Here is a 21,850-nt window from a genome sequence, read left to right as displayed (position 1 = left end):
TCTCATTATGTAATTTTTCCACCGACAAATTCAAATATCCTATCACAATTTTTTAATGTAGAGAGCCTGTGTGCAATCATAACAACCGTCAGGTTTCGATCCAATGATTCAATCGATGCTATAACCGACTGCTCTGTTTCTCCATCGAGCGCACTTGTCGCCTCATCAAAAAAGATAACCTTTGCATTTTTATAGATGGCTCGTGCAATTCCTATCCGTTGCCTTTGACCACCAGACAATCGAACTCCCCTCTCTCCGACACTGGTATTAATTCCGTTGGGCAAAGATTTTATAAAGGTAGTTAGCTGAGAGACTTCGATGGCCTTTTCGAGTTGGGCAAAATTTATTTTTTCCTGACTTTCACCAAACGCAATGTTCTCAGCAATCGTAGTATCAGCAAGAAAGATGGACTGCGGTACATGTGCGATTGTTTTCCGCCATTGCAAATAATTAATAGAATTTAATTCATTGTTATCGATGAATATCTTCCCAGAAGTAGGTTCCACTAAACCCATAAGAAGATCCATAAGGGTAGATTTTCCACTCCCCGTTTCTCCAATGATTCCAATTCTTGCACCAACTGGGATTGATAAATTTACTGAATTTAATACCTTCTTATTGGTTCCCGGATAAGAAAAACCAAGATCAACTATCTTGATTTCCTTCTCAAATCTGAGGGGTTCTAAGGGAATTGTAGATATATATTCCTCTGGAATTTTTTGATCCAAAAGTAAAAAAACCTCCGATAATGCAGGTTTTAGGGAAACATAGTTACTCCAGTTTCCATACCACTGTTGCAATAAAGGTAGAAGCCTCTGCGCTCCCATCCCCAGGGCACCAAGAGCTGGTATTGCCGATTGCAAACTTCCATTTTCTAAGGTTGCCCAATAGGCTAAAAAAGAAATCAAAACCAATCCAATTGCCTCTAATGCAAATCGTGGTGATTGGTTCAAAAATGTATTTTCGGAATTGGACTTAGTCAATCGAAACAAGGATGTTCGGTAAATATGACAATACAATTCATGGCTATTATCTAAGATGATATCTCGAATTCCACCTAACCCTTCTTGCAGCGACCTAACAATGCCCGTCTGCTCCTTGGCTATAATTTGACCGTTTAAGGAAACTTTGGATCTGGTCACTTTAGCGATTACTAAGTAAAAGCCTGAAAAAACAATGCCAGACATAATAGTCAAAATTGGATCGATATAAACTAACGATACAATGATGGATAAAAATATAAAAAAAGAAGAAGCGACTGTAACAAGGGAAATCAAAACCCCACTGGCAGAAGCTACTTTTTGAGTGATGCCAGATATGATTTCACTTGTATTTCTCGATATATGCACTTTGTAAGGTTGGTATAAAGTTTTTTTATACAAATCAACACTGAGTTCGGCACCGGTTGAGTTTGATAACCGAATCGTTGCATAAAGAAGAACCAAGCGGATCACACCTGAAATAAGAGCAGCAGCACCAAAAGCAATCGTGAAGAATAAGACTAAATCACTTGGCGCAAGTGTTTGGAATAAACCCCGAACAAAACTAATCTTATTAAAATATTCTACAGCTGACTCTGGATTGGTAACTACACCTAAAAATGGGACAATGGCACCTATGCTAACGATCTCAGAAACTGATGAGATTAAAATCAGAATACCCAATCCAATAAATTGAACCTTCCTTCTCGGATGCAGGTAATTTAATATCTTTATAAAGGTAGACAACATATTAAAGTTGAATCCCCGATTCAAAAACTTTCACCTAAACTACCCTCTCCCAACGCCCACCACTAAAAAATCCAACAACATTTTCTGCCGCTTCTCTTTCCATATCTTCTCGGCAATCATTGGAACAAGAACCCATATGCTGGGTCAAAATCACATTTTCCAATTCACGTAAAGGGCCGTTGTATGGCTCTTCCTCAAACACATCCATGGCCGCAGAGGATATTAAGTTTTCCTTTATTACTTTGTATAAATCATTTTCATTAACAATTCCACCCCTAGCCGTGTTGACTAAAACTGCATTCCGCTTCATACGTGAGAGGTTCTCAAAATTTAGCAAATTTTTAGTCTCATTCGTTAGAGGAACATGGATGGTAATGGCATCGGATGTTTTTAACAAGGTATCTAAATCAACTTGTTTAATCGTAGTTTTTCCCCAGTTTTTCCCCAGTGTTTCATTCATTTTATGAATGTTAGTGGATACTCCAAGAAACTGTGTGATAGATTCTTTCTGGTCTATCAAATCACAAACTAAAATCTCTTTCGGAAGATACCCGAGTAAATGAGAGGCAACTCGTTTGCCGATTCTACCGAAACCTAAAATTCCTATTGTTGACCCACCGATTCTTTCCCCATAAGGTCTTGTCCACTGACCCGATCTAATCTCTCTATCGGCAAAGGATACCTTTCGCATCCCATCCACGATCAAACAAACAGCAAGTTCGGAGACAGCAGGAGAAACAGCATCTGGTGTATAAGCCACAGAAACCTCTTTTTCTCTACACAGATCCAAGGGAACACTATCGAGCCCCACACCGACTCTAGAGATCAATTTCAGTGATTTAGATTCTGTTACAAGATCTGTGAGATCTTCTGTGCCCGCAATTAAGGCATCGAAGTTACGGGCAAATTCGACAACCTCGCTCGGCTTCATTTTACGGCCCAAGGGATTGATCTCCACCTTATGCCCGCTAGATTCCAAAATCTTTAACGCAGCATTACTAGTTCTACAAAAAGGGAAAGTGGAAACAAATACCTTAGCCAATGTTAGAGTTTCCCGTTTTCTAGAAAATCAGTATAGGCAGCACGTACTCCGTCTTTTAATTCAACCTCGTGTTTCCAGCCCATTTTATGGAGTTTCGAGACATCTAATAGTTTTCTCGGAGTTCCATCCGGTTTCGTAAGATCAAAAGTTAAATTACCTTCGTACCCCACTACACTCTTAATCGTTTCGGCTAATTCTTTGATGCTCACTTCAATTCCAGATCCAACATTTACATGTTCCCCACCTTTCGGATCAGTGGTAACATCATAATTTTGCATGAGAAAAATGCAGGCCCGCGCCATGTCCTCGGAATATAAAAATTCACGTAATGGTTTTCCCGTACCCCAGATCACAACTTCAGGCAAATTTTGTATTTTGGCTTCATGAAAACGACGAAGGAGAGCAGGCAAAACATGGGAATTTTCAGGATGGTAGTTGTCACCAGGTCCATATAAATTAGTAGGCATTACAGAAATATAATTAGTGCCATACTGACGATTGTAGGATTGGCACATCACAATTCCGGCAATTTTCGCCACCGCATAAGGCTCGTTTGTTGGTTCCAATTTTCCATCCAACAATTGTCCTTCATCCATTGGTTGTTTTGCGAATTTTGGGTAAATACAAGATGAACCCAAAAAACATAATTTTTTAACACCGTTTCTATAAGCGGCATCAATGATATTGTTCTGAATTTGTAAGTTAGAAAAAATAAATTCAGCAGGATACGTATTGTTCGCAAAAATCCCACCAACTTTGGCCGCCGCTAAAAAAACATACTCTGGTTTTTCTTTGGCAAAAAAATCGTAAACTTTGGTTTGATCCGCTAGGTCCATTTCCGCACGGGTCCTTCCGATTACATTTTTAAATCCTGATTGATTTAGGAGGCGAACTAAAGCTGATCCTACCAATCCTTTGTGGCCTGCTATATATATTTTTGAATCTTGATTCAATTGATTCCTACCTTAAAGAAAAGTAACCACTGTATATGCACTAGTGCCTAAGCTTCCAAACTTTCCAAACTATCACCTAACTTTTCTACTTCCGCACGAAGTGCCTCATACTCTCTTTTTTTCACTTCATAAAAATGGAGAGTCATACGAGCCTTTTCTTCAATGCCCCTAGGTGTTAGTAAATAGGTATAAGAAAGTTTATTTTTATTATTTCGAAAGTTATTCATTTTTATCAGGCCTTTATCTAAAAATGCTTTTAGAATATAGTTTACCTTACCAAGACTCAAACCCATGACATCGGAGGCATCCCGTTGAGATAAATGTGGGTTTTCTTGAAGCAATTGTAAGAGCTTCAGGTGGTGGTCATTGTATTGATAATTATCTTTCATAGGAGGATGGGACAAAAATCCCCAAAGCGGCTCGATGCGACCCACTAGGCGTAGCTTCGCCCCCTGAGTCCCATTCATTTTACAAAATGTGTTCAGTATTTGAACAAGGTCAAGTCAGAATCGCAGGTTTTTTCGTTTTGTCAGATCCAGGCCGGGAGGGATGGCCGTTTTTCCAATTGACTCCGATGACCAACAGGGCCATACCATTCGCAATGAAACCAAAAAAACATACGGTTCTCTATGATTTTCTAATCAAATTAGTCAGTTTGGGCAAAGGAGTGGTTTTCCATTCCATAGAAGAAAACTTTTCAGGTAACTTGGATCATTTTGAAACCCCCTACCCTTCAGCCTTACTATGCAACCATGTATCGGAAGCGGACGTTGTGTCTCTATCTATGGTCTATCGCAGACTCCAACCAAAAATCAAGATGATCATTCCCGCAAGAGAAGACATGTTACAATCGGGGTTTCTGCAAAAAGAATTTCGAGCAAAAGGAATTATCAAATGGATTTTCCAATTCATTGATGCCACAAAAATCATTCCTTTTTTGTTACGTTACATTGGGGCCGTTCCCATCAAACGACCTTTTCGCGATAATGCAAGAGAGCTGATCAAATCAGGCGAACTAAGAGACAAAGTAGATAGTGAGTGGACCGAACTTGTAGCCAATATCAAAAGAGGGCGCGATTTATTTATGTTTCCGGAAGGAACTTATAGCCATGACGGTTTTTTAAACCAAATCAAACGTGGAGCTTACTATATCAAATCCAAAATCGATAATCTCCATTTCAATAGCTTCACGCTAACGTATGACCATCTTTCCTATCAAAAAACGAAACTATACATTAAATACGGGAAACCTTTTCAAATTGATTCAAACCAAACTGCGGATCAAGTGATTCGTCTTGTGGGAGATAAACTTGGTAAAAATTATACCATCACACTGGGAAATCTAACTTCTTATGTATTATTAAAATTTGGGAAAGAAACTAAAATCAAAAAAAACCAATTCATTGACCTTCTTATAAAACTCAAAAAACAAATTGAATCAACATTCCCAGAAATTGCGGTTGCCTCTGAACTGCGCAAAGAAAGTTTTCACACCCAACTTGAATCTATATTTGCAAAACTAAAACAATTTAAACTCATTGATTGGGAAGAAGAAACCGTTCACACGAAAGAAATCCTTTATCACATACCAAAATCCGTTCACAATTTAAAGAAATCGAATATTGTCATGTACCATAAAAACCAACTCACTGCTCATCTAACTCACTTAGAAGAAGTCTGGAATGGAATTTTCACAACCCAAGGAGTGCCAAATGAAACCACTTAAACCCATTCGTATTTTGTTGTTTTTTAGTTTATTTTTTGTGGGATGCGGAACCATATCTCGTGGTTGCGCCAAATATTTCGGTTATGACGAGGTTTGTGTGGATGGGGTCAAATACATCCAGTTCACATCGGGAGCCAGCGTAAAATACAATCCCGACGGAACTATTGCTACTTGCCGATAAAAAAGAATTACATGGTTAAACTGTGTGCTATTTGCCTCGGTTCTTTGCCACTTCCCAAAGTAGGATAGAGCCAGCACAGGAAACATTTAGTGAATTAACAACACCTAACATGGGAATATTGACTATAAAATCGCAAAGGGATTGTAAATGAACACTCATCCCTTTGGCTTCGTTCCCCAAAATAATCATAATGGGAGAATTTAAATTTTGAACCATTAAAGATTGAGAGCCCTCTGAATCAGTTCCTACCACCGTTAACCCACATCTTTCCTTTTCATCTTTCAGAAACGTTTCCAATTGAGTAAGTGACTCCAGAAATACCAATTTTATATGGAATACACTTCCTAGACTTGAGCGAATGACCTTGGGATCATAAACATCAATGGAGTGTCCCAAAACAAAAACGACATCCACTTGAAAAGCGTCGGCCGATCGTAAAAGAGATCCAAAATTTCCTAAATCACTAGGTCTGTCAAAGAGTACATAAAACGGATTTGGTTTCTCTACCGAAGTTAGTTCAGCCAGCGAATGTGTGTAAATTTTTGCTGTAACAATTAACTCAGAAGGATTTTCCTTTTCAGAAAGTTCCGCATACAAATTGGGTGCGACTTCAAATTGTTTTGCTTTGGTGAAATTTTTTAAGACCGATTTGCCCCATTGGGATAATGTCACACCATCCCGATACAGGATGCGAGTGACTTCCCAACGAGCCTCTATCAGTTGTTTGATGCCTTCCGTTCCTTCTACAAAAACTTCCTTTTCTTGGCTTCGTTTGGATCGGTTCGTTCGCAAAGCGAGCAAAACCTGATATTCGGCATTTTTAACACTGATTTTAAGAGGTCGTTTCAATCCCATAACAAAGGCTAGATGGTAACTGCTAACCTCGTTCCTTGGTCAATGGCCCTTTTGGCATCCAGTTCGGATGCTAAATCTGCACCACCAATCAAATGTACAGGAATATTGGCTTTTTGCAATGGTTCGAGTAGTGAACGGTTAGGATCTTGGCCAGCACATACTACTACAGTATCGCATGGAATTTTTTTTGTTTCTCCCTTCACTTCGATCACAATTCCATCGGCTTCGATGGCTTTGTATATTACACCGGAAATTTGTGTTACTTTACGATCCTCTAATGTAGTTTTATGAATCCAACCTGTTGTTTTACCAAGGGTAGCACCAAATTTGCTATTAGAACGTTTGAGCATCGTCACTTCTCTGTCCGAACGCGGAGTGTCTTTAGTTCCTAAGCCACCATTTTTTGTGATCTCTTGGTTAATTCCCCACTCTTTTAGATAATTTTCCTTCGTAAAGGAATGGCCTGCATCCGTCAAGAGTAGACTTACATCGTAACCAATTCCACCAGCACCCATAACCACTGCTCGTTTACCCACTGGTTTACCTTTGAGGACAACATCCACATAACTAAGAACGTTTGCTCCATCTATTCCTGGAATCTCTGGAGTTCTTGGTGTGACACCTGTCGCCAATACAACCTCATCAAACCCTTGTTTGATGAGTTCTTCCGCAGACACATAAGTGTTCAGTTTTAACTGGACTCCATGTTTTTTAACCATTTCTCCAAAGTAACGAATGGTTTCTTTAAATTCTTCTTTGCCAGGAATGCGACGTGCAATGTTCAATTGACCTCCGAGTTCCCCCTGGGCATCAAACAAAGTTACCGAATGTCCGCGTTCTGCAAGAGTTGTGGAACAAGACATCCCGCCAGGACCTGCACCAACAACGGCTACTTTTTTTGGTTTTGTTGTTTTCTCTATGATTAAATCTGTTTCATGGCACGCTCTTGGATTCACCAAACAACTGCATATCTTTCCTTGAAAGATATGGTCTAAACAAGCCTGGTTACAAGCAATACAAGTATTGATCTCCTCTGCTTTTCCTGCAGCAGCTTTATTGACAAAAAAAGAATCTGCAAGGAAGGGTCTTGCCATAGAAACTAAATCTGCATCTCCCGCGGCAAGAACTGACTCAGCAATATCAGGAGTATTGATTCGATTCGATGTCACAAGAGGAATGTTTACGTGGCCTTTGACTTTGGCAGTGACCCAAGTAAACGCAGCTCTCGGAACCATCATCGCAATGGTAGGAATCCTTGCTTCGTGCCAACCAATTCCAGTATTGATGATGGTAGCTCCTGCTTTTTCAATTTCTTTGGCTAAGATAAGAACTTCGTCAATATTTCCACCATCTTCCACAAGATCTAACATGGACAAACGATAGATGATGATAAAATCAGTCCCCACTCGTTTGCGAACTGCTTTTATGATTTCAATCGGAAACTTGATTCGGTTTTCAAAACTCCCGCCCCAATCATCGGTTCGGTTATTAGTTCGTTTGGCAATGAATTGGTTGATAAGATAACCTTCACTACCCATAATCTCCACACCATCATAACCAGCTAACTTTGCTAATTCGGAACAGCGTGCAAAATCTTCGATGGTTTGTAAAATTTCCTCTTCAGTGAGAGGATGAGGTTTGAACATATTAATCGGAGCTCTTAGATTCGATGCCCCCACAATTTTATCGTGGTATCCATACCGACCTGTGTGGAGGATCTGCAAGGCGATTTTTCCACCTTCTTTGTGTACAGCTTCCGTGACTACACGGTGGTGTTTGGCTTCCTCTTCGGTATCCATAACCCCACCACCTCGAGATACACGACCCGCTTCGTTTGGGGCAATTCCACCAGTCACAATCAATGCCACTCCGCCTTTTGCTCTTTCTCCATAAAAAGCAGCCATTCGTTCATATCCATTGGGGGCTTCCTCTAAGCCGGTATGCATGGAGCCCATAATGGTTCTATTTCTTAACGTGGTGAATCCGAGAGATAAAGGGGACAAAAGATTTGGATAAGATGTCATAAGCTACAAGAATAGAAAATGGAAGATTTTGGCAAGATTTACTTGCAATTTAGTAAAGAACCGGTATAACAATCCCCTGTGGAAATTCTAACCGAAAATAAAAATAGGAAAAATGCAATTCTTTTTGTGGATGATGAATCCATTATCTTAATGAGCATGAAATCACAAGTCAGACAACATTTCGGTGAACAATATAAATATCTTACCGCTGACAATGCAAAAGAAGCATGGGACCTAATACAAGAATTAGAAGAGGAAGGAAACTCAGTTTCTATCATTATCTCCGACTGGTCCATGCCTGGAATGAATGGGGATGAGTTTTTAAGAAAGGTTCATAAGTCCTATCCACAGATTGAAAAAGTAATCATTACAGGATTTGCGGACCAAAAGTCTATCGAAGATCTAAATTCAGAAATTGGCCCTATCTCTTGTTTAAAAAAACCTTGGGACGAAGAAGAACTCATCTCAACAATTTCCCATGCTATGCACAATTAACTGTGTTTAGGCAGATAAATATAAAAAATAGTTTCTCCTGGTACGGAAGTCATTTCGATTCTACCACCATGACGTTTGACAATTTTATTCACTATATCAAGGCCAAGCCCACTTCCTTCCCCGGGAGCTTTCGTAGTAAAAAAAGGTTCGAAAATTTTTGATTGAATTTCTTTGGGAATACCAGGACCAGAATCCTTTAAGGAAACAAGGATATTTTCTCCCCGATCCTTAACCGCAATCTCCAAATCACCGACAAACGACATCGCTTGTAAGGAATTATAAATTAAGTTTGTCCATACGTGCAACAAATCATCCGGATAACATTCAATAGGTTCCACTTCATCAAAATCCTTTACTAAGTTTATCCCACGTTTTAATTGGTTTTGATAGATGGTAAGGACTGTTTCAATTGTCTCTGGTATCGAGGCTTTGTTTTTTTTGCCAGTGGCATCAAAACGAGAAAAGTTCTTCAACGCATACATAATTTTGGAAATTCGATCTACTGCGAGTTGGATGGATCTTGTGTTCCTTCGAAATTGGATTTCCAAAGCCAAATAGTCTAAAAAAACTTTTATATAATGCGAATGAAATAAAGGCAAATAATTCGGATCAATTTCCCCAATCCCAAGTTCTACCCAAGCTTCAGCAAATTCTTCAGCTAAGTCCAGTTCAAACCCATGGGTAAAAAACACTTCCTTATTTCTTTTTTTACGAAGTCGTTCCTCCTTTCCTGTGTAAAATTCTATCGGTTGGTCCAAGTTTGAAAGTATTGTTTTTACGATCTTCTGTTCTGGGACAGGGACGGAAAGAATTGCTTCTCGAAAAAGTTGTGATGCAAGTCCATAACGTTTTTGCCAATCCAACATATTTTGGTTGGAAGCTTTTACGGCTCCAATTGGGTTATTGATTTCATGAGCAATCCCAGCAATTAACTGTCCCAAGGCGGCAAGTTTTTCTGATTGAATCAATTGTTCTTGAGTTCGTTTTAAATTTTCGAAAGCAACTTCCAATTCCAGCTTTTGTTTTTCAATGAGTTTATTTTTATCGCGGATCTCTGAATTGATAAGACGCAACTCTTCCACTTCTTTTAAAGGGCTCAAATCAAAGATACTATAACCAATCGAATTGGTGTCTTTATATAGAAATCGTTTCACCGAAACAAGTGCTGGAAACAAATCCCCATTTTTCTTTTTACAAACAATTTCTAAAGAGTCATTTGCATTCACGCGAATTGACTTTCGGATTTTACGAAGGGTTTCTGCGGTGAGAAGGTTACGGATTTTCAATCTCGGAATGTCGGCCAATTCGTAACCAAAAAGCTTTTGGAAGGCAAAATTGGAATCTTTTACAGTCAGCCCATTTTCATCAAAAATAAGGAAGGCCTCTGTAGAAAACTGGTAAAATGCTTCAAAACGTTCATCTGATTTGCGAAGAGCCTCTTCACTTAACTTGATTTCGGTGATGTCCAAAACCGTACCCATAAGTACTAATGGTTTTCCTTCCTTGGAACGAGTCAGTTTTCCCCGAGCTTCAATCCAATGTAATTTACCATCGGAATGATTAATTCGATTCCGAATCCGATACTCCGAACGATTTAAATCACCCATCAAAAGATTTGTTTCATTCGATAACAAACCCCAGTCTTCTTGATAAGTTAATTCAATGAATTTTTCTTCCGTAACTTCAAAGTTCGCACCCGGAAATCCATAAATGTTATAGGTTTGAGGAGACCAATAGATCGTTCTTGTTTCAATATCCCAACTCCAAATTCCCATCTTGGCTGCATCAAGCGCCAAAACCAATCGCGATTCCGATTCGCGAAGAGCTAGGCTTGCTTCCATTTGTTTGGTCCTGTTGATCATGGCACCAAACATTCGATAGGCCTCACCCATTTCATCGTATAAAAATATACCGTTATCTTCTATATAAACGTAGTCATTCGCTTTAGTTTTGTATCGATATTCTACAGAAAATTTCCTGTGATTTGCAAGTGCTTCATCAAACAATTGCAAGGTAATCTCTCTATCGTCCGGATGAATCGCATTCAACCATTCCTGATATCCAAATTGTTGGTATTCACTCGGTGAGTATCCGGTAATTTCTTGGATGGCTCCTCCCCAATGATTCTCACCGGTTTTTATCTCCAAATCATAAACCATACTCAACGATAATTCGGTGATAGTTCGATACTTGATTTCGTTATACTCAAGTGCTTTTTGTTTTAAAACATTTTCGGTTATATCTGTGATAAGAAATACAAGGTAAGAAATTTCACCGAGTTGGCTGAAGACAGGTGAGCCATTGATAGACAGGTATTTTTTATTACCTGAAGAATCTTCTATGGCATGGCGAATGTCGGTGACTGGTTTTTTGGTTTTTAAAACTATATTAAATGGTTGGTCTTCTTCTCTCCAAGGTCCACCATCAAGCGAGGAATTTTTCCATTCTGGAGCATCATAGGTCCTTACCAAAATGTCATTTAGTTTGATCCCAAGAACAGACTCGGAAGCTGGGTTCGCATAGAGAATCTGGCCTAATGGATTGAGTACCATCATAGCAGTGGAGCTGACATTCATTATGGTTGTCAGAAGCTCTGCTTCGACAAACTTTTCCTCAGCGGAAAGACGGCGTCCTACCGGCTTTCCATTATCCTTTGCATCGCCCTTTTCTAAATTAGAATCCACTCCCCAGTAGACTTATTTTTTTATAGAATCCAATTTCATCGCTTCGATTTTTTGGTAAATCGGTAGAATGAAAAACAAAAACCGATCCAAAACTTGAATGAAACGGAAAAGAAGGGATGGATACACTTCCTTTGCATTCGACTCAATCCCACTTATCACCTTTTTTGCCACAGTCTCCGCTGATTGGCTTGGAAAAGGAACAGGAACTTTTTTCCCTGCGGCATCAAAGAACTGCGTTCTTGTGGCAATGGGATAAACAACCATAACTCGGTTCCCTGGTTTCAATTCATACCTGTAGGCATCAATAAAAGAACGGACTGCAGCTTTTGTCGAGGAGTACTGAGCATACCCAGGAAGTGATAAATGACTCATAGCAGAAGCCGTAACGATAAATAAAAAAGGCTCTTTTCTTGTAAGATTGAGGGCAATCAAACAGTACAAAGGTGAGTAAACATTGGTTCGATAGATTCGATCGATGCGATCCCAATCTGCATTTGCGATGACTTCATAATACGCAAAACCTGCGTTGGCATAAAAAATATCGATTCCACCTAATTTTTTATCTGCATCTTTCAGTAGTTTATCCAAATTCTCTTTTTTGGATACATCGCATTTGTAAGGAATTACATTCGGATGAACTAGAATGTTTTTTTCATTTAAATCACAGGCAAGAATCTTTACCCCCTCATGCTTTAACGCTTGCAAAACGGTTTCTTTTCCGATTCCAGAGCCTGCACCGGTGATTACGATTCTCTTGTTTTTTAGTTCCATGGGTGAAACCTAAATAGGAGAGATTCCGAATAAAGTTCTTTTTAATAAGATATCTAACTTTTTTTGGAATAATTCTATAAAAATCTTTACTGAGTCTATTTTGCCTTTAGTCTTTGTCTCCCAAAGGAGAATCCGGATGAGCAGCATTTTTGAACGTATTTTCAAATTCTTCTATAAGTATATTTCCTATAGTTTTGCCATCGTCTTCTTTTCACTTCTCGGTGCCTTTTTTGGAGCCTTCTACGCCTATTTCTTCGGATCTGCCCTAATCCCGGAATTCACCATCGAAAACCACCCACAAGTAGTTTGGGTGTTCGTAATTACCACAGCTCTTGCTGCTATTGGTCATAGTGTCGAATTCGGAATTCTAACCCCTCTCGGTATTATGGGCTTTCGTTCCGATACAAAAAAACTCAATGCAAACCTAAAACCCAACGAAACGATCCGACATAAAGATATTTTGGAATTAGAGAGTTTGTTAAACACGATTATCAATTTTCCAAAAGAGAATATGTATGCCGCCTTTCGGTATGCGATTTTTATCTTCATTTCTGTATCCATCACATATTTGATCTACGAACATCCGTTGTATGAATTATCTCTGATTTTTGTTGGATGGCTTGCCGCTGCTTTTGTTTACGGGGGTTTTTCTTATATTATCTCTGATTATTTTACCGGTGCCAAACGGGTGGAGATCAAAAAAATTCTATCCTATCGTGATGTGACCATTCACAAAAATCATGGGATTATGAGTTTGAAAGGTAAGTTTATCTTTTTACTAATTCTCATTTTGCTCTCACTTAGTGTCCTTGCAATTTTTATCTCATTTGGAAACGCCAGTTTAATCAAAATTTCTGCCTTCATTACTATGACTTTTTTTGAAGCGGTTATACTCATCTTTATGTTTTTCCAATCAATCAATTTAACATTAGAACAAATAAATGAATCGGCAAATAGTTTAGCAAGTGGAGGGAGGGGTTCTCTTCCAATCCTATCGATCGATAAGGAATTCATTCAGTTTGCAGAAAACTTCGAAAAAGCCACTAGAGAAGTCGGAAGAATTCGCGAAAACTTACAAGAATTAGTCGAAGCAAAAACATCCGAGTTAAGGAACAGTTTAGAAACTGTAGAATTCCTAAAAAAACAACAAGATGGGGATTATTTCCTTACATCTCTACTTATAAAACCTTTAAGTTTGAATAAAACCCTTGGGACCAATGTCAAAACAGATTTTTTTATCAAACAAAAGAAGACTTTCACATTCCATGGTAGAGAAAACGAAATTGGTGGTGATATCTGTATCACAAGAACTGTTTCCTTACGTGGTAAGGATTATACTTTTTTTCTCAACGCAGATGCTATGGGGAAGTCCTTGCAAGGAGCCGGTGGTGTTTTGGTTCTGGGTGCTGCCGTACAGTCCATTTTAGAGAGGTCTCTCGCGGTGCAGTCTGTGAAACTACTTTATGCGGAACGATGGATTAAAAATTCATTCCAAGAACTCCACCATATTTTCGAAAGTTTCGATTGTTCTATGTTAGTATCTATGGTGATGGGTCTCATCGATGATGAAACAGGTTTAGTATATTATCTCAATGCAGAACATCCTTGGTCCGTTTTATTTCGGAATGGAAAATCAGAATTCATTAAAACCAACTCGGAACTTAGAAAACTAGGAACTCCTGTAAAAGAAAACGCTCTAGAAATATCCACCTTACAACTGCAAACTGGTGATATTTTGATATTAGGATCTGATGGTCGTGATGACATTGAATTTGTTACCCAAACGGATTATAGAAAAATAAATCACGACGAAGAATTATTTTTACATCATGTAGAAAAAGGAAATGGGGACTTAAAGGCAATTTACCAATCCATTTTAGAAACAGGAGAACTTACAGATGATTTGAGTTTGATGCGGATTTCTTTTAAAGAACACTTAACCCAACCGCCAAGATCGATCCGAAAAGAATCCTATGAACTGATGAGAAAGGCAAGGTCGAATATAAAAGAAAACCAATTAGAGAAAGCAAAAAACAATTTATTAGAGGCAAACAAAATTAACCCTGAAAATCAAGAGATCCTAAAAGCTCTAATCCGCCTATTAGTGAGAATGAAAGACTACCAATCCGCTTCTGAAAAATTCAATTCCTATATTGAAGAATTTCCCGGTGATACCGATCTCATTTATTTAGCATCCTTCACTTACAAACAAACAAAAGAATACGGGAAAGCCATCGATATGGCAGAAAGGATCCGATTGAGAAACCCAGGGCATTTATCCAACCTAATACGTCTTGTGCAACTTTACCTCTTAGTAAACAATTTGCCTAAAGCAGAAAAAACTCTGGCCCTTGCTTCCTTACTTACCTCCGATTTCAAACGTATGGAAAACTTTAAAATACAGATCGACGACCTACGAAAGAAAGTTCTTGATTAAATCCCTAAAGAATCAGAGGAAGGATCATCTGATCTGAGAATCAGAATCTATGCGACCCAGAACCTTCAACGCTATATGTATTTTTTGGGTTCTTTTTGTGTCATCTTATTGTCGGAGATCTGATTTCAATAATCTTTGTGATCCCAAATCTAATTCCTACTTAGAAAGCCTTCTCGTTCGTTATATAAATTTTGATGAATCTCCGCACTGTGGACTGGTCTTAAAAGTAACCCCGCCGAGCTATTTAAACTGTCCTCCTTTGAAACCGCAGTTGAATGGAAATTTCTTTCTAGAAAATTTCGAATCCGATGGTGACCGTTTGAGTTTGTCCGCAAATCCCCCACTCCCAGAAGGGATTGCCTTTTCTCCCTTTTCTTTATCGTTAGAGGGGCGTTATTCGGGATGGAAGGCAAACCGGCAATCTTACACCATCACGGCCAGCAACCCGAAAGGTTCCGCAAGTTGTTCGTACACTCCAGCATGGATGGGAAAACTTCCTCTCAAAACAAATAGCACCACTTGTTATGATGCAACCGCACCTACCCCAGTTCCGGATCCAAGTTGCTCAGCGATTCCCGGGCAAGATGGTCAATTCCAGAGAGGGATCGCACAGAGTTTTTCTGGCCCAAACACGGTCGCTGGTGTAGAGATCACAACCGACTCAACTACGGGACTTATCTGGACTAGTTGTCTAAGAGGAGAAACAGGAGTTGGGTGCACGCCTACTGGTACAACAACGTTTACATTATTGTCTGCCCAGACCGAATGTGCCAGTCTCAATTCCGGATCTGGATATGCCAATCGCACCGATTGGAGAGTCCCTGAAATAGAGGAATACATTAGTACTTATGATTATTCACTTACCAATCCATCAATCAACCAAACTTATTTTCCAGGAACTGATGCTTGGAATTATAAAAGCAATACCTTGAGTGGATCCGCCGCAAACGCTTTCTATGCCACGATTATTGAATCGACCATTGGAGCCAATTCCGTGGGGGACCTACATAATTTGCGCTGTGTTTCCAATTCCCCTCCCACAACTGCCAAACGACTTATCAATAACAATGATGGAACCATTCTGGACCTAGACACCTCTCTTGTCTGGCAAAGGTGCACAGCAGGACAAACCAACCTAAGTACTTGTGCTGGCGGAACGGATCTCCTCAGCAATTGGTCGGGTGCACTCGGTTATTGCCAAAATTTAAACCTAGCGGGAAAAACCTGGCGACTTCCGAATGCGAGCGAAATAAGAAGCCTCATTGACTTTTACATCACTTACGGTAGTCCTGGAGTTGATCCTATCTACTTTCCAAACACAGCAATTGCAGGTGGAGAATACTACTGGACATCCACCACCCAACTATCGACACCAGCAAATGCATTTGTTGCCATTTTCGGAAGCTCGAGCGGTGGAAACGATGCCAAAGGAAATAATACAAACAGAACTCGATGTGTCTCCGATTTTTAAGGTTTGGCGAAAAAGGGAAAATTTAAAAAGTAGAACTTTCCATTGAAAATGCTAAAAATTTTTCCTTATCTTCTCATCCTTATTCTTTTCCAATGTACGACCATTGGCTTTCATGAAACAAAAGTTCGTGAAGGAATTTCCTTTGGACCAGAAGCAAATTTTCGAGTCTGTATTCTTAGGGAACCTGACATCACACCAAAAGAAACAGAAGAATTGTTTTTTGCCTGGAATGAAGAACTTTCTCTCTACAACCTAAAAGCTGAACCAATTCTACTAGATGTCATGGAAAGGCCCGGATTTTGGGGAACAGACATTCTGGGTTATTTGATGGATCGCCAACTAACAATAGATTGCGATCGGTTGCTTTATCTAAAAGGAAGGACTTGGGGAGATATAACCTTTGAAGTATTGACACTGGGCCTTTTTGTGGGAGTGGGTCTAAAACTCGAAGTCCAAGGAGCCGTCGAAGGCCAAACCAACACAAGAGGGTACATCAAAGCAAAATACATTTCCACCATCCAAATTTTGTTTACCAGTCCCAAATCCACTCTCATCCATGAAGGATACCACCTACTCGGATGTGGCCACCAACTCTTTATGAAAGAATGTTACGAAAAAATTCGGGACGTAAAACTTCTGCTTACAGACCCAAACAGGGATCCAAACTTTTTTCCAGTCATTACCACTACGGGGAAAAAAATCCTAACCCGACAAGAAACGCTCATACACTTTAACAAAGATTAAATTCAATTTATAAAGTTTGAACAGATTTTTGAACAAAAAAATAAACCGCCGACTTTTCGCTACGGACTCTTCCGTAGCATTCCTAATTAGATTCGACTTGCTTTTGCCATCCAGTTTTTTGTAGCATCTATAACGAAAGATTTATGAACCGTTTCTTAATTTCCTTTTTAGCTTTTACTATTTTTATTTCCTGTGCCGATCCAAAGGTAAACAACACTTGCGATGCTGAGAACTCGCTATTCCTTCCAAACATTCTTTTTAGGCTCATTTCAAAGGACAAAAGTAACCAGTGCGGGTATCGCCTGAATTCCAATCCCCCTGCCTGTGAATTGACTTACGAAGAAACCCATTTGGATGCCAATTGGCCTGCTGTTAAAAAGGAAATGGAAACTCAGTTTGCTTTGGGATCTGGTGCTCCAGAAACTCTAATTCAATATAGACCGGAAACAGTGGCTTCTGTAATAAGCACATCCTATCCAGCTTTCCAAGGTGCCTTAAATGCTCCCAATGGAGATATCTATTTTTTACCTTACGATTCCACCAAAATTTTAGCCATCAATCCTAGTTCTAAAATATATTCTAATGCCGGAACGGTTCCGGGAACCGTTGACTTTATCGGTGGTTCTCTCGGCCCTGCGGGTATCATTTATTTTTCACCACATCAAAATTTAAATTTTTATGCTTTAGATACATTTCAGAATTCATTGTCGATCGTTGGGAATAAAACATTGGTAGGTGCTGCCTATAATGGTGCCATGTATGCTCCCAATGGAAAGATATACTTTGTACCAAGTTCAGAAACAAACATTCGTTACTATGACACAAACACTAAAACTATCGGAACAGTTTCTACCCCGACAAGTGGAGGTTTTTCTTCAGCGGTTCTTACCCCACAAGGGAAAATCTATTTTATTCCATTTGTGAGTACTACAATGTACATTTTGGATACGAAGGACGATACAGTTTCCACCCACCCTCATGTATTTCCAGGCAGTAATGCTTATATTTCAGGAATTCTCACTCCCAATGGCAGAATCTATATGATTCCATTCAGACAGATTCCTTTGATTTATCTAGACACAACAACAGATGAAATAGTGACAGTTACCAACATTCCTGCTGCCATTGGTTCTATGTTCAATGGAGCTGTCCTTGCTCCCAATGGAAAAATTTATCCTATCCCAGAAGACTATTCTAATTTTATTTCCATCGACACAAAAGACCATACAATAACTACCCTCTTCTCCAAACCCGCAGGTTCCTATCGAGGGGGAGCCCTAGGACCCGATGGAGAAATTTATTTGGCACCCCATTTAGCGGATCGTTTTGATGTCATTCAAACCAATTCCCTCGGGAAGTTCTGTCCTTCCCTAAGGCTCTCTCCCTACTGGAATAAACTATAATCCCAAACTTGTCCCATAATTTCCAAGTTCCATTCGTCCGATGGATGTAGGTTGCCCGCCTGCGAAAGAAGACAATCGATGGAATCATTTAATCAAAACAGTCATTCGTCCTTTGTTCTCTTTGCAGACAAACTTCCTTTCGGAGTGTTTGTCTTCGAGTCCCCGACATTAGATTTTTCCTTAGAAAGTAAGTTAATTTATGCAAATACGCTCGCAAAATCTTTTATCGAATTTCAATCGCAACCAGAAAATCCACTTACAGTAAAAGAATTACTCCCCAACTTACAGAAAGAAGGTGTACTTTCCCATATCCTCTCAGATATATCCAAGGAAAATGGTTCTCCTATTTATTTAAATGCAGAGCTTTTATCCGATCAAATATCTGAATCTCGAAAGGTCTATTCGTTACTAGCGAAACAACTTTCAGACAATTATTTTTTCTTCTTGTTCGAAGATGTCACAGAACTATCGTTTGCTGAAAAAACTTTTCGCGAAAATGAATCACAATTAGATCGTGTTTTAAAAACAATGATTAATGGAGTGGTGGTTGTTAATCTGCAAGGACAAATCATTTATGCAAATGATAGTGCTGCCAATATCCTTTCGCTGAGTATCGACAAGATCGAAAACAAATACTTTACCTCTAAGGATTGGCGACAGATTCGTGAGGATGGTAATCCTTTTCCCGCAGAAGAGCTACCACTAACCCTAGCACTTGGAAACCAACAAACGGTTTACAACTGCGAACATGGGATCATAGCTGATGGAGAAAAAGTCAAATGGCTTAGTGTCAATGCCTCCCCACTTTACAACGCTGATGGAAAACTAGAAGGTGCTACTGCAAGTTTTCTTGACATTACAGAATTCAAAAACACACAAAATACAATTGAATTAAAGAATAGAAAACTAAAAGCAATCCTTGATGCCATTGAACGGTCAGCGATAGTGAGTGTTGCCGATACTAAAGGAACCATCCTGAGAGCTAACAAAAAGTTTATCCAAATTTCTGGTTATTCGGAAAAAGAACTTTTAGGTTCTGATCATAGAAAATTAAATTCCAAATTTCATCCGAAAGAATTTTGGGAAAAGATGTGGAAAGACATTTTATCAGGACTCCCATGGGAAGGAGTGATTCGGAACCAATCCAAACAAGGAAATTTCTTTTGGTTACAAACATTCATTCATCCTTTATATGATAAAAATGATTCTATAGAATCATTTTTATCCATTCGATTCGATATTACTGAAGAAGTAGAGGCTTTGGAAAACACAAACCGTATGCTCCACTTTACAGGAATCCAAAACAGTCGTTTACAAAACTTTGCCTATATTGTCTCCCATAACATCCGCCAACACTCCTCTAACTTTACATCTCTCATTGATTTACTAGAAGAAAATCCTTCTGAGGAGGAACGAAGAAACATTGTGAACATGTTACATGCATCTTCTGACAAATTGAACGAAACCATCACTCATTTGAATGATATCATTTCCATCAACCAGATGTTAAACAAACCAATGGAGATTTGTTCAATCAATAGTGAAGTTCAAAAAACTTTAAACATTCTAAAAGGGTCCATCGAATCGCGAAATATCCAATTGTTTTTGGAAATCGAAGATCATTTAGAACTCAAAATCATTCCTGTATACTTGGAAAGTATCCTCTTAAACTTAGTTTCTAATGCGATCAAATATGTACGTTTAAAGAATGGAGCATTTATTCGAATCAGCGCAAAAAAGAAAGCTGGCCAAGTGCAACTCACTGTAGAAGACAACGGCCTGGGAATTGATTTAGAAAAACACGGTAACAAAATCTTTGGTATGTTTAAGACCTTTCATAAAAACGAAGACGCACGTGGGATCGGACTGTTTATCACCAAATCCCAAGTAGAGGTTCTCGGGGGGACCATCTCAGTCCAAAGCACGGAAGGAATGGGCTCTACGTTCACGGTCCTTTTCCCAGAAAATCCAAACGAGTCTGCTCCCATATAGTTGTTTCTTTTTTGCTTAAAACTTCAACATCCAAGAATTTTCCGTTCCCACAGTTTGCATCAGTAGAACCACCCATTCGGTCTTGACAATCTCCCCCAACCCCCGAGGCTTACCTTAGTGATCCGTAGGTTTGCCCTACGGACGTACCAATGACATAAGGAAATCCATGAAAGTCCACGAATACCAGGCCAAAGAAATCCTACGTAGACACAATGCCAACGTTCCCTTCGGAAAGGTCATCGACACAGTCGGTGATTTCGAAAAGGCATATAGCGAAGTTGTCCAAAAATCACCCGTAGTGGTGGTGAAAGCCCAAATCCACGCTGGTGGACGAGGAAAAGGTGGCGGGGTCAAAGTCGCCAAAACCAAAGAGGATGCCAAAGCAGCAGCGGAAAGAATCCTAGGAATGCAACTCATCACCCCTCAAACCGGTGAAGAAGGAAAAAAAGTTCTCAAAGTTTATTTGGAACAAGGTCTTGAAATTGCAAAGGAATACTACCTTTCCATCCTACTCGATCGCGCTTTCCGCAAAACCATCATTATGGCTTCTACCGAAGGTGGAATGGAAATCGAAGAAGTTGCAGAGACTCATCCAGAAAAAATCATCAAAATTCAAATTGATCCAGGAATCGGAATCCAAGGTTCGCAAGTGCGTGAACTCGCATTCGCTTTAGGAATTCCAACGGAAGCACAAAAATCCTTCACAGCTCTTGTAAACTCCGTTTACAACGCATACATCAAAGAAGATGCCGCTCTACTCGAGATCAACCCACTCATCCTGACTAAACAAAACGAAATCATCGCAGGTGACTGCAAGATGGACTTGGATGAAAACGCTCTTTATCGCCACCCTGAAAACGAAGCTCTTCGTGACATCACTGAAGAAGATCCGTATGAAGTAAAAGCAAAAGAATACAACCTCAACTACGTAAAGTTAGATGGTAACATCGGATGTATGGTAAATGGGGCCGGTCTTGCGATGGCAACTATGGATATCGTTAAGTTAGCTGGTGCTGAACCTGCAAACTTCTTGGATGTCGGAGGTGGAGCGAACCCTACTACTGTAGAAAATGGCTTTCGTCTTATCCTTTCTGATCCAAACGTTAAAGGTATTTTTGTAAACGTATTTGGTGGTATCGTTCGTTGTGACCGAGTGGCTGTGGGAATTATCGAAGCAACCAAAAAGGTAAATGTATCGGTTCCAGTAGTGGTTCGTTTGAAAGGAACCAATGCAGAAGAAGGGAAAAAAATCCTGAACGAATCCGGAATGAATATTGTTGGAGTGGAAGGACTCCGTGACGCGGCAGACAAAATTGTCTCCCTAATCAAAAAATAGGAACTA

General features: G+C 39.5%; 17 protein-coding genes. 9 read left to right on the top strand and 8 right to left on the bottom strand.

Features of this window, described 5'->3' with window-relative positions:
- Positions 1–5: 5 nt before the first annotated feature.
- The 4 genes from LEP1GSC195_RS02395 to LEP1GSC195_RS02380 are packed head-to-tail and all read right to left on the bottom strand — an operon-like array spanning position 6 to position 4,129.
- A complete protein-coding gene (locus tag LEP1GSC195_RS02395) occupies positions 6–1,730 on the bottom strand; it encodes an ABC transporter ATP-binding protein (protein WP_015679836.1) in 1,725 nt (574 codons plus the stop codon).
- A gap of 34 nt (positions 1,731–1,764) precedes the next feature.
- Positions 1,765–2,772, bottom strand: coding sequence for a phosphoglycerate dehydrogenase (locus LEP1GSC195_RS02390; protein ID WP_015680039.1), 1,008 nt, complete (start codon positions 2,770–2,772; stop codon positions 1,765–1,767).
- A gap of 2 nt (positions 2,773–2,774) precedes the next feature.
- Positions 2,775–3,725: a GDP-L-fucose synthase gene (fcl, locus tag LEP1GSC195_RS02385; protein WP_015680127.1), complete on the bottom strand. Its 951-nt coding sequence runs from the start codon at positions 3,723–3,725 to the stop codon at positions 2,775–2,777.
- 47 nt (positions 3,726–3,772) lie between these two features.
- On the bottom strand, positions 3,773–4,129 hold the full coding sequence (locus tag LEP1GSC195_RS02380) for a MarR family EPS-associated transcriptional regulator (protein WP_408605913.1): 357 nt from the start codon (positions 4,127–4,129) through the stop codon (positions 3,773–3,775).
- Between the two features lie 197 nt (positions 4,130–4,326).
- Here LEP1GSC195_RS02380 and LEP1GSC195_RS02375 point away from each other — a divergent pair, with 197 nt between their 5' ends.
- Complete coding sequence (locus LEP1GSC195_RS02375) at positions 4,327–5,451, top strand: lysophospholipid acyltransferase family protein (RefSeq protein WP_015679875.1); 1,125 nt, start codon at positions 4,327–4,329, stop codon at positions 5,449–5,451.
- Entirely contained in the window at positions 5,438–5,632 is a 195-nt protein-coding gene (locus LEP1GSC195_RS02370; protein ID WP_015680034.1) for a hypothetical protein, read from the top strand. The genes LEP1GSC195_RS02375 and LEP1GSC195_RS02370 overlap by 14 nt, the downstream gene beginning before the upstream one ends.
- 27 nt (positions 5,633–5,659) lie before the next feature.
- On the opposite strand, the gene LEP1GSC195_RS02365 is transcribed toward LEP1GSC195_RS02370, so the two are convergent.
- Both LEP1GSC195_RS02365 and LEP1GSC195_RS02360 read right to left on the bottom strand, forming a co-directional pair.
- Positions 5,660–6,487, bottom strand: coding sequence for a TrmH family RNA methyltransferase (locus tag LEP1GSC195_RS02365; protein WP_015680118.1), 828 nt, complete (start codon positions 6,485–6,487; stop codon positions 5,660–5,662).
- A gap of 8 nt (positions 6,488–6,495) precedes the next feature.
- A complete protein-coding gene (locus LEP1GSC195_RS02360) occupies positions 6,496–8,511 on the bottom strand; it encodes an oxidoreductase (protein WP_040506223.1) in 2,016 nt (671 codons plus the stop codon).
- 78 nt (positions 8,512–8,589) lie between these two features.
- Between LEP1GSC195_RS02360 and LEP1GSC195_RS02355 the strand changes: the two genes are divergently transcribed.
- The gene (locus tag LEP1GSC195_RS02355; protein ID WP_015679901.1) at positions 8,590–9,006 is read left to right on the top strand and encodes a response regulator; all 417 of its coding nucleotides are present in this window, start codon (positions 8,590–8,592) and stop codon (positions 9,004–9,006) included.
- On the opposite strand, the gene LEP1GSC195_RS20150 is transcribed toward LEP1GSC195_RS02355, so the two are convergent.
- Together LEP1GSC195_RS20150 and LEP1GSC195_RS02345 are read right to left on the bottom strand one after the other, a co-directional pair.
- Positions 9,003–11,582, bottom strand: coding sequence for a PAS domain-containing protein (locus LEP1GSC195_RS20150; RefSeq protein ID WP_408605918.1), 2,580 nt, complete (start codon positions 11,580–11,582; stop codon positions 9,003–9,005). The two genes, LEP1GSC195_RS02355 and LEP1GSC195_RS20150, sit on opposite strands and share 4 nt — an antisense overlap.
- 120 nt (positions 11,583–11,702) lie before the next feature.
- Positions 11,703–12,461, bottom strand: coding sequence for an SDR family NAD(P)-dependent oxidoreductase (locus LEP1GSC195_RS02345; protein WP_015679840.1), 759 nt, complete (start codon positions 12,459–12,461; stop codon positions 11,703–11,705).
- A gap of 136 nt (positions 12,462–12,597) precedes the next feature.
- Here LEP1GSC195_RS02345 and LEP1GSC195_RS02340 point away from each other — a divergent pair, with 136 nt between their 5' ends.
- The 6 genes from LEP1GSC195_RS02340 to sucC all read left to right on the top strand — a co-directional run bounded on the left by LEP1GSC195_RS02340 (position 12,598) and on the right by sucC (position 21,844).
- On the top strand, positions 12,598–14,898 hold the full coding sequence (locus LEP1GSC195_RS02340) for a PP2C family protein-serine/threonine phosphatase (protein WP_015680038.1): 2,301 nt from the start codon (positions 12,598–12,600) through the stop codon (positions 14,896–14,898).
- A gap of 97 nt (positions 14,899–14,995) precedes the next feature.
- Complete coding sequence (locus LEP1GSC195_RS02335) at positions 14,996–16,369, top strand: Lcl C-terminal domain-containing protein (protein ID WP_015680133.1); 1,374 nt, start codon at positions 14,996–14,998, stop codon at positions 16,367–16,369.
- Positions 16,370–16,417: 48 nt separating this feature from the next.
- On the top strand, positions 16,418–17,113 hold the full coding sequence (locus tag LEP1GSC195_RS02330) for a hypothetical protein (RefSeq protein WP_015680087.1): 696 nt from the start codon (positions 16,418–16,420) through the stop codon (positions 17,111–17,113).
- Positions 17,114–17,256: 143 nt separating this feature from the next.
- Positions 17,257–18,516 (top strand): NHL repeat-containing protein, encoded by a 1,260-nt coding sequence (locus LEP1GSC195_RS02325; protein WP_015679838.1) that lies wholly within the window; start codon positions 17,257–17,259, stop codon positions 18,514–18,516.
- 78 nt (positions 18,517–18,594) lie between these two features.
- A complete protein-coding gene (locus tag LEP1GSC195_RS02320; RefSeq protein WP_015680009.1) occupies positions 18,595–20,508 on the top strand; it encodes a PAS domain-containing sensor histidine kinase in 1,914 nt (637 codons plus the stop codon).
- A gap of 166 nt (positions 20,509–20,674) precedes the next feature.
- A complete protein-coding gene (gene sucC, locus LEP1GSC195_RS02315) occupies positions 20,675–21,844 on the top strand; it encodes an ADP-forming succinate--CoA ligase subunit beta (RefSeq protein ID WP_015679970.1) in 1,170 nt (389 codons plus the stop codon).
- Positions 21,845–21,850: the final 6 nt, after the last annotated feature.

It is taken from the genome of Leptospira wolbachii serovar Codice str. CDC (assembly GCF_000332515.2).
GTDB classification, from domain to species: Bacteria; Spirochaetota; Leptospiria; order Leptospirales; family Leptospiraceae; genus Leptospira_A; species Leptospira_A wolbachii.
This window is presented reverse-complemented; position numbering and strand designations above follow the sequence as displayed.